The organism is Secundilactobacillus oryzae JCM 18671, from assembly GCF_000740055.1.
Taxonomy (GTDB): domain Bacteria; phylum Bacillota; class Bacilli; order Lactobacillales; family Lactobacillaceae; genus Secundilactobacillus; species Secundilactobacillus oryzae.
The window spans coordinates 1-9,520 of sequence record NZ_BBJM01000048.1 but is presented as its reverse complement, the minus strand read 5'-3'; the positions used below and the strand labels follow the sequence as shown (position 1 = coordinate 9,520).

The window sequence follows — 9,520 nt, the reverse complement described above, 5'->3', positions numbered from 1 at the left end:
TTTGAGCACATTAGTGCTCAAGATTTAACGACGACGTTACTCCAAATTAACCAGCGACCGCTTAAAATACTCGACTGGCAAACACCGTATCAGGTTATACTGACAAATTTGTCCAAAAATTCGGATTAAATTTGCAATCTACCATATACATATAATTTCTTCTGGCTTCTCAGTAATATTGTTACTGGGAAGCTTTTTATATAGAAAAAGCCCCACGCAAAACACGTAGGACTACCAATAGAAGAGTTGGCGTCATTGTAACACGTCTATTCTTTGCGGACAATATCATCCCTGATTATCCTGGCACCATACTTCTGGCGTAGATTAAATAGCTTCTTCTTAGGAAAGGCGTGGGTCAGCACGGGAATGTCCCATTCCTTTTGAAATGCCATTAGCACCTCAACAAACTCATCATATGTAAAGTCAGAGAAGGGGAGCTGTGCAGCGATTGTAGTATAGACTCCAGGGTTAAATTTGCTATGTGCCTCCGCTGTGATATTGTATTTCTCGCTAAGATCGGTAATGGAGACCCAAAGGTTAAGTTTACCGTGAGTGTGCTGCTTGAAATCAGCAATAATCTCATTGCCTTTCTTAATTGCTAATCTAACATTACGAGTTTGATTTTTCATGATTAAATCACCTATAACACACGAAACTAGCTTAGTGCTTTTTTAGCATTTCTGATCATCTTATCAAAGACGTTGGCTACAATATCCAGTTCCTTTTGGCTTAATCCTTTAGTCATTGTCTTTTGGTATTCAATAACAATGCTCAAGATCTCGTTATACTTTTTAATTCCATCTTCTGTTAGGGATATTAGCTTTTTGCGGTGATCTTTACTGTCTTGTTGCTGATATATTAATCCTTCATCATCAAGTCTTTGGACTATTTTGACCATACTAGGTCCAGTAATTCCTACTAATTTAGCTAAATTGTTTTGGGAAATTATATCGTGAGAATTAATAAAGTATAGAGAAATCCATGTATTGTAGGTAACGCCAACATCTTTCAAGCGGTCAGTAAGCACCGCTTTGAAAAGTTTGGAGCAAGTGTTGGTAGTAGACATTAAGCAATCTTCCAGGATAAATTTAGTCACAGCATTTCACTCCTTACAATATGATTTTATTGAATCTGAGTCAAGTTTTTAGACACGATTACGTAGAATTTCTAACTGACTAATTGTTCCTTTTCATCTGGAGTTAAATAGCCATCGGCACTAATGATCCGCCGAGAATTATAAAATCCTTCAATGTAACTAAATTGAGCCAAATTGGCTTCATGATAGTCTTTGTAAGTCCGTTGGTAAACCTCCTCCTTCTTGAATCTGGCATGAAATGACTCCACCACAGAATTGTCATACGGATAGCCACGTTTACTGTAAGAGTGCCGGATAGCGTGTTGCTTCAATGCTGTTTCAAGGGCAGTACTTCGATACTGGCTGCCCAAATCAGTATGCAGAATCAAACCAGCCTTGACAGTTCTAGTTTCACAAGCTTGATTAAGTACGTTGACAACCAACTCGGTTGTCATGTGTCGGCTTAATTTATGAGCGATAATTTTGCGAGAATACAAGTCCATGATGGTTGCCAGATAGCACCACCCATCAGTTTTGGTCGGAATATAGGTAATATCAGCAGCCCATTTTTGATTAGGTTTGACAGCTTTAAAGTCTTGTTTTAACAAATTAGGGTAGGTCATTTGGTCAATATAGTTGTTGTGCTCATAGCGCCACTTTTTGACGACAATTGACCGGAGGCCTAGGTGTCGCATCAGCTTTTGAACCAGTTTCAAACTGGCATGATAGCCCTCACGTAAAAGTTCCTCGTGAACTTTAGGAGCGCCATAAACCCGCCGATGATCAAAGTAGATGCGTCGGATTTGCTGGTATAAAACTTGGCGCCGCTTAAACTGTTCGGGCTTAGTCTGGTGCTGGTACTGATAGTAGGTTGATCGACATAAGTGCAACGTCTGACAGACTTCTTTAACGCTATGCGCTGATGCCGTTACTTTCATAGCTGACTGCCAATCTTTGATGCTTACTTTTTTGCGAATATGGTTAATGCTTTTTTTAGGATATCGTTTTCACTTTCCAGCTTGGTAATTCTTGCCTGCATTTCTAACAAGTCGGCCTTGGAGACCCCGGTATCATTATCTTTCTTGTACAAATCATTCCATTTATAAATGGTGGCACTGGCAATCCCATATTCGCTGGTAAGATCAGTGACTGATGTCCCGCTTTCATACAGCTGAACGATCATTTTCTTGAATTCGACAGAATATCTCTTTCTTTTGCTCATAAGACACGATCCTCTCTAGTAGAAATTCTATCAAATCGTGTCCACACTTTCATCCTAAGTCCATATCATAGTTTTCTGATTAGTTAGTTAACTATTGATTTAAAAATTGAAAATACTATAATAATTACTGAAAGCGATTTTAGTATATATTTGAAAGGAATGCTGACTATGACAAAGTACAGTGTAACCGCTAGAAAGACTAATTCAAGTTTACAAGTTGATGCTCATACACGTGGAATTCACAATACATTAGACGAGCCGAAAGCAAACGGGGGAACGAATACTGGACTTAATCCGGTTGAATTAGAGCTTGGCTCCCTCGGTGCTTCGCTCCAAGAAACAGCACGGAAACTTTCTGCATCAAATAATTTGCCTTATGGATTTTTATTTATGCAATAAGAATGATTTGGAGAGTTTATATGCTAATAAAAAAATTTTTCTTTCTTATGACTACTCTATGTGCATTCTTAATAACACTCTCGTTAGGCGGAATTAATACTAGTGCCGATTATAAGAATATATCTCCTGTATATACAACGGATAGCAGTGGCACTTACCCTACGAATAATTGGCATCTTACTGATCACAATCAGACGGATGTCATTAATCCGCAGGGAGGAACCAGCGCAAGTTGGGATAACAATACTAGTTGGAGCGGAGATCCTACGGATACCACCAACTCTTATATAAAATATGGTACAGACACAAGTAACCCAGATTTGGCTATTCGTAAGTATGCAAAAGAAACGAATACACCTGGTCTTTATGATTTGTATCTAAATGTTCGTGGTAATCAAAAACAGACTATTAAACCAATAGACGTTGTACTTGTCGTTGATATGTCTGGGTCAATGGAGTCAAACAGATGGGGCACGAATCGAGCTGGTGCTGTTCGTACTGGCGTTAAGAATTTCTTGACTTCTATTCAAAACGCCGGTCTGGGTAATTACGTCAATGTTGGTTTAATTGGGTTTTCTAGTCCTCGTTATATCGGTGGCAACTCGGGTTATATTAGTGTCAAATTAGGCAAAGCAGGTAATGCCAGCCAGCAACAAGCGATTAATGGTGCATTGAGGCCAAGGTTTCAAGGGGCTACGTATACGCAGATTGGTTTGCGGCAAGGATCAGCCATGCTGAATGCGGACACCAGTGGCAATAAAAAAATGATGATTTTGTTAACAGATGGTGTGCCGACTTTTTCTGATAAGGTAAAAAATTCAGTGGTAGAAAACGGCACATTGTATGGCACTAACTTTGGAACCACCAGAGATGAACCAGAAAATACCGCACGACTTCAACGGCCATACATCGATAGTTCAGGTCATCGTATAGATAATACTTGGCCAGCAACATTGGGTGAGGCCAAGATAGCAAAGGATAGTGGTAATGAGGTGCACGCGTTAGGCATCCAACTGGCTGACGACTACTACGGCTACTACATGTACATGACGAAAGAAAAAATACGCCAAAACATGCAACTTATTACCAATTCACCGGATTTATACGAAGATGCTGATAGTGCCGATGCTGTTGAGGCTTATTTGAACAATCAGGCAAAGGACATTATCAAAAACTTTAATACTGTCACCGACGGCACGATCACAGACCCGATTGGTACGCAATTTCAATATGCGAACAACCAGGCGACCGTTACGAGTGTCGGCAAGCAAACTGTGCCAGCAAGTGAGTTGCCAAGTGCGGCGATCCAAGATGGTCAATTGACAGTGAATCACATGAACTTGGGTAAGGATCAGGAAGTTCAAATCCATTATCAAGAGAGGATTAACACCGAGTCTAATAATTTTGTCCCTGATAAATGGTATCAAATGAATGGTGCAACTACTCTAACCCCGAATGGTGATGATTCTAGCAATCAAGTAGATTTTGGTATTCCTTCCGCTAAGGCACCGGGGACAACATTAACTATCAATAAAGTATGGAATATGCTTCCAAATGATAATAACATTCCTGATAGTATTGATTTTACAGTTAATCGAGGCAATACGACAGATAATAATGCTTGGACTCAGGCAACTGGTAGTTTGTCTAAAACTCAAAACTGGACAGGAACTTTTGACAAGTTAAGTCATAATAATTCGAATGTGTACCTACCTAAATTTAATGATCACGGGCAAGACTTTACTTATAATTTAAGCGAAGATAACGTTGCAGGATTTTCTTCATCAATTAACCAAGTATTAAATAATTTTACAATAACAAATAATGAACTGGGATTAGCCGTACAAAAATTTGATTCAGATGGTAATAGTTTAACTGGTTCACAATTTACACTAGTCAAAGATACTGATAATTGGCAAGCAACCGATAGTTCATTTGCCCCTGAATCAATCAATGGTAATGATAATCCCATTCCAATCAAGCCTGGTTATTATGAATTAAAGGAAAGTACCGCCCCAGTGGGTTATTCTTTGGATGCTTCAACCATTAAATTTCAAGTAACCGAAAATGGGCAATGGCTAGATCAGCAAGGAACTCCAATAAGCAATAATACATTCCCTTCCAGTGATGGTTTCTATGTTAATAATCAAAATGGTAATGACATATTAACCTATGCTAAGCATGATAATATTAAGCCTTTTACTTTGACAGTTAATAAAATTGATAAAGTAACTAATCAGTCAGTTAAAGGTGCTGAATTTCAATTAACAAATTCTGATACTAATCAAACTATTCAACCTGATGAGTCTGGGGATACGGCTACTTTTACTTTTAATAATCTTCAGCCAGGTAACTATGTCCTCAGTGAAACTAAGGCTCCTACTGACTATGCCCCATTATCTAGTGGCATTAATTTTAGCATTGATAACACCGGTAAAGTTACTATACCAGATGGATATAATAGTAATTCTGAATTAACTGCTGGCAATAGTAATAATACTATAAGTTTAACCGTTCCTGATACTCCCACATCAGGCCAATTACCAGCAACGGGTGGTCCGGGAATCACTATTATATTAGTTACTGGTTTGATAATAATGATCACTACCGCTGCGGGAATAATATTCATCTCCCGTCGTAGATGGGAGGTGTAGAAATGATGAAGAAATTAATGTTTATAGTTATTACATTCTTAACCTTCCTTAGCATTTCGACAATTATCAAGCTCCCAGTTCAGGGAGCTAGCAATGTAAATAATGTTCAAATTGTTTTACATCATCGTATTAGTGAAGATGGTAATTTTGTTGAAGTAAATAACGATGGTAAAGAGCATTACTACAATGATGGAATGGTTGATGGTGTAAACACCACCTTTAGTGTTTATGATTTAACGACCAAATACACTGATTATTTAACACACAACCGCTCGCCTGAGAATTTATTTCAAAAAATTGGTGTGATGAGTCCTACTAAGATTCAAAGATTTATTATCAATAATAAACTGCATAAATTATTTAACGTCACTACAAACAATGCCGGGATTAGTAAATTTGATGTTAATGGTAGCGATTATAAAGCTTATCTAATTGTACAGAATAGTAACAATAATTATGGAACGCAATCATTTGCGATGCCAATTGCTATTAGTTTGCCATTTAGGGACACTAACACTGGGAAACCAATGTCAGTTATTCACATTTATACAAAAGCTACTAATCTTAGAAGGGCACCCTACTTCTTTAAATATGGTAAAGACAGTTGTGGTAATAAATTTCCCTTAGGGGGAGCTAAATTTGTATTTTATCGTTTTGCAGATAATCATCGCAAAGAATATTTAGGTATAAATAATGATTGGGTAACTTCCTCAGACCCTAAAAATGATTATCGGATTTTAAAATTATCCTCACATAAAAGTGGCTTGGTATTATTACGAAAGTATGATCTCCCACCAGGAACATATTACTTTAGTGAAGTTCAGTCAGCCAAAGGCTTTAAAATTTCTAATTATGCTCGTCATATACCTGTTTGGATACCGGGATCTTTGACCAACTTAGGATTTAGTAGGGACATTATTGTTAATCATTCTCGGATTCCACCTTTATCTGCTTATCAAGTTCCTTTGTCTGTTTACTATAACCATGATTTACGAATTTATAATTGTCAAAGGGGATTCTCTTCTAACACCATAACAAATGGTAAAAGTGGAGGGAATGGAAGTCACAGTAAAAATGGTGGTTCTCAACCCGGTTACGTTGATAAAGGTGGTGGCAATTACAAGACAAATAATGCTAATCGCAAAGGAATAAAGGGATTATTGCCTCAAACGGGAGAGCAACAATTAAAATTTTCTTTACTGGGAATAGCATTGATATTATTGGGAATAATTATTTACGTATTTAATCATAGAAGAGGAGAAATAAAGAATGAAAAGTAAATTAAAATCGTTAATTATAGGGTTAATTATGGTCCTACCACTACTTTTGTTGTCATTTGCAACCCCACAAAAAGTATCCGCAGCAGACACTGATAATAGCGTTAAGGTCACTTTGCATAAGCGGGTATTTGACAGTGCTCAAGAAGCAAAGCAAAATACTGGTGAAATAATGAATGATTTTGGTGGCACTGGTTTAAATGGTGTTACCTTTAAAGCTTACAATGTAACTGATCATTATTTATCATTAAGAAAGAGCGGTGCTACTGCTCAAGATGCTGTCACTGCTATTCAATCTGATGCTAAAGATAGTGATAATCTGCCCTCATATGCAGGTAGTGCTGTTGCTACAGAAACAACTGCTACTTCTAAGGGTGAAGATGGTATTGCAGCTTTTGATAATTTGAATCTTAAAAATAGTGATGGCAATTATCAAACCTATTTGTTTGTCGAAACCGATTCCCCTACAGATATTACTCAACAAGCTGAACCAATGGTTTTGACAATGCCGATTTATAAAACGTCTGACACATCAGCTATTAATCATGATATCCAAATTTATCCTAAGAACGTTAAGAGTACCCCAATTACTAAGGATCTAGATGAAGCTTCTAAGAAGGACTTAGCAGTTACATTACCTGATGGATCTACCATTTACAACGCTCAATATGGTCAAAGCTTCGGCTATAATATCACAGTTAATGTTCCTTGGAATATTAAGGATAAAGACACTTTCAATGTTGTTGATAAGCCAGATACAGGCATTGATATAGATGCAAGTACTGTATCTATAGATGGTTTAACCAAAGGTACTGATTATACAGTTAACAAAAAAGATAATGGGTATCAAGTTGTCTTTAAGACCACTTCAGCAGCTGTGCAAGCCTTAGCCGGAAAATCATTAACCATTACCTATAAAGCTACTTTGACCAATAATGCTACTCCTGATACAGCGATCGGTAATACAGCTACACTAAATATTGGTAACGGTACAGATATAACTTCTACCCCGGCCAATGGACCAAAAATTTATACCGGTGGAGCTCAATTTGTTAAGAAAGATTCTCAAAGTAATAAGACCTTAGCAGGTGCTAAATTTCAATTAGTAAAAGTAGATAGTAATGGTAATATAGTTTCTTATGCTACGCAGGCATCTGATGGTTCCTATACTTGGAATGATTCTGCTACAGGTGCCACAACGTATACTTCAGATACAAATGGTTTGGTGGCACTTAAGGGATTATCATATTCAGATAAGCTTGATTCTGGTGAAAGTTATGCCTTATTAGAAATTCAAGCCCCTGATGGTTATGCGAAATTGGATAGCCCAGTTAAATTTAGTATCACTAAAGGCTCTTTCGCCGATTCTAATAAGATCACAATCGATAACACTAAAGAAGGTCTTTTACCAAGTACCGGTGGTAAGGGAATTTATATCTTTTTAGCCATTGGTATTGTCATTATGATTGTTGCCTTTGGTGGTTACAAAGCCATTAAAAAACATGAAGAAATCTAATTATTATTTCTAGATCAAAGATGAAGGGACGCCAATAATTATTTGGCACCCCTTCATCTTTATTAATAAGCCAAGATTAATAAAGGACACCGACTATATGAATCATAAAAAGGCATCTAATAATTGGCTAAAAATTATTATGGTAATTATTTTTACTGTTGGAGTGATTATCGCATTATATCCCTTCTATGTAGAAGCCATTAATAATTATATTGACCAACAACGTATTAACAAAGTAGATAAAACTAATAGTGAGCTATCTGCTCAAAAAAGAAAAGCATTAGAAACTAGGAACCGAAGACTAGCTGAAAATGGTTTACACCCAGAAAATGCTCCCTTTGCTGGTAGCAGCAAAAGAACTCAGGTTTCTCTCAAAAAGCATTTAATTGGCAGTATCAGTATTCCCAAGATAAAGGCAAATATGCCCCTTTTTGATACAACAAATGCGGAGACTTTGAATTATGGTGCTACAGTATTGCAAGGGACTTCATTTCCATTGGGAGGTAAAAACACGCATACGGTAATTGCTGCCCATCGTGGACTACCAAGTAGAAAACTATTTACAGATTTGAATTATGTTAAGAAGGGAAATATCTTTGTTCTAACAGTATACAAAAAGAAATTAGCTTATAAAGTTTATAAAATACAAGTTGTTAAGCCTAATCAGACATCAGTTTTAAAGATTATTCCTGGTAAAGATTTAGCTACCCTATTAACCTGCACCCCTTACATGATAAATTCACATCGTCTATTGGTAACTGGGTACCGCATTCCTTATACTCCTAAGATTGCAAAAGATGTAAACCATGCTAATAATGCAAATAATGCTAATCAGTTATTAATCCTAATAGCCATTATTTTATTATTATTAGCAATTCTAGGATATATAATTAAACTAATCCACCAAGGAATGTTAAGAAAGAACCGATTTAGTTTAATTTTTTATCGCTTAAGTCAACAAGGTGATGTTGTTAAAAATACTACCTATGCATTACAAACACGTGTATTACGAAGACCAATTTATCGAAACGGTAAAAAATTTATTGTCACAGCTGATAATGATGGCAAAGTTAACTTCAATAACTTGCCAGGAGGATTGTATCACGTTCAAGAAATTTTTCCTAATGATAAAATAGGGTGTACTGTTGGTATTAAAAAACTTCATCAGCAGACAGCTAAAATGTATTTAAAAGATAAAAATAGATCATTATTCAAACTTTATCACAATGATTTATGGTAGATTGTAAAATTAATCCGAACGCTGTTCGGACAAAAAAGATGGCTCTTTGTCAAATCCTGTTGATGAACAATTTATAGAGTAATTTCAAAGGCTAAACAGCCCTTGAAATTACTCTTTTTTTGGTTCTTGCTTGGTTC

At 36.6% G+C, this 9,520-nt stretch carries 9 protein-coding genes and 1 pseudogene; 6 read left to right on the top strand and 4 right to left on the bottom strand.

Annotated elements, in window-relative coordinates:
* Window positions 1-129 (top strand): annotated as a pseudogene (locus LOSG293_RS09150) (IS30 family transposase); the annotation flags it as partial.
* Window positions 130-266: 137 nt separating this feature from the next.
* Here the strand turns inward: LOSG293_RS09150 and LOSG293_RS09145 are convergent.
* From LOSG293_RS09145 to LOSG293_RS09130, 4 genes are all read right to left on the bottom strand, one after another.
* Window positions 267-629, bottom strand: a complete 363-nt coding sequence (locus LOSG293_RS09145) for a hypothetical protein (RefSeq protein ID WP_027822616.1) — start codon at window positions 627-629, stop codon at window positions 267-269.
* A 26-nt stretch (window positions 630-655) separates the two neighbouring features.
* Window positions 656-1,096, bottom strand: coding sequence for a MarR family winged helix-turn-helix transcriptional regulator (locus tag LOSG293_RS09140; protein ID WP_034529617.1), 441 nt, complete (start codon window positions 1,094-1,096; stop codon window positions 656-658).
* A 71-nt stretch (window positions 1,097-1,167) separates the two neighbouring features.
* Complete coding sequence (locus LOSG293_RS09135) at window positions 1,168-2,013, bottom strand: IS3 family transposase (RefSeq protein WP_051907283.1); 846 nt, start codon at window positions 2,011-2,013, stop codon at window positions 1,168-1,170.
* A gap of 23 nt (window positions 2,014-2,036) precedes the next feature.
* Entirely contained in the window at window positions 2,037-2,297 is a 261-nt protein-coding gene (locus LOSG293_RS09130; protein ID WP_034529615.1) for a transposase, read from the bottom strand.
* A gap of 168 nt (window positions 2,298-2,465) precedes the next feature.
* Between LOSG293_RS09130 and LOSG293_RS09125 the strand changes: the two genes are divergently transcribed.
* The 5 genes from LOSG293_RS09125 to LOSG293_RS09105 all read left to right on the top strand — a co-directional run bounded on the left by LOSG293_RS09125 (window position 2,466) and on the right by LOSG293_RS09105 (window position 9,383).
* The gene (locus tag LOSG293_RS09125; protein ID WP_268165004.1) at window positions 2,466-2,696 is read left to right on the top strand and encodes an OsmC family protein; all 231 of its coding nucleotides are present in this window, start codon (window positions 2,466-2,468) and stop codon (window positions 2,694-2,696) included.
* A 20-nt stretch (window positions 2,697-2,716) separates the two neighbouring features.
* The gene (locus tag LOSG293_RS09120; protein WP_081919947.1) at window positions 2,717-5,350 is read left to right on the top strand and encodes a VWA domain-containing protein; all 2,634 of its coding nucleotides are present in this window, start codon (window positions 2,717-2,719) and stop codon (window positions 5,348-5,350) included.
* Window positions 5,351-5,352: 2 nt separating this feature from the next.
* Entirely contained in the window at window positions 5,353-6,630 is a 1,278-nt protein-coding gene (locus LOSG293_RS09115) for a pilin N-terminal domain-containing protein (RefSeq protein ID WP_034529612.1), read from the top strand.
* Window positions 6,620-8,143: a SpaH/EbpB family LPXTG-anchored major pilin gene (locus LOSG293_RS09110; RefSeq protein WP_034529609.1), complete on the top strand. Its 1,524-nt coding sequence runs from the start codon at window positions 6,620-6,622 to the stop codon at window positions 8,141-8,143. Before LOSG293_RS09115 ends, LOSG293_RS09110 begins: the two co-directional genes overlap by 11 nt.
* 97 nt (window positions 8,144-8,240) lie before the next feature.
* The gene (locus tag LOSG293_RS09105) at window positions 8,241-9,383 is read left to right on the top strand and encodes a class C sortase (protein ID WP_034529607.1); all 1,143 of its coding nucleotides are present in this window, start codon (window positions 8,241-8,243) and stop codon (window positions 9,381-9,383) included.
* The last annotated feature ends 137 nt before the right edge of the window (window positions 9,384-9,520 follow it).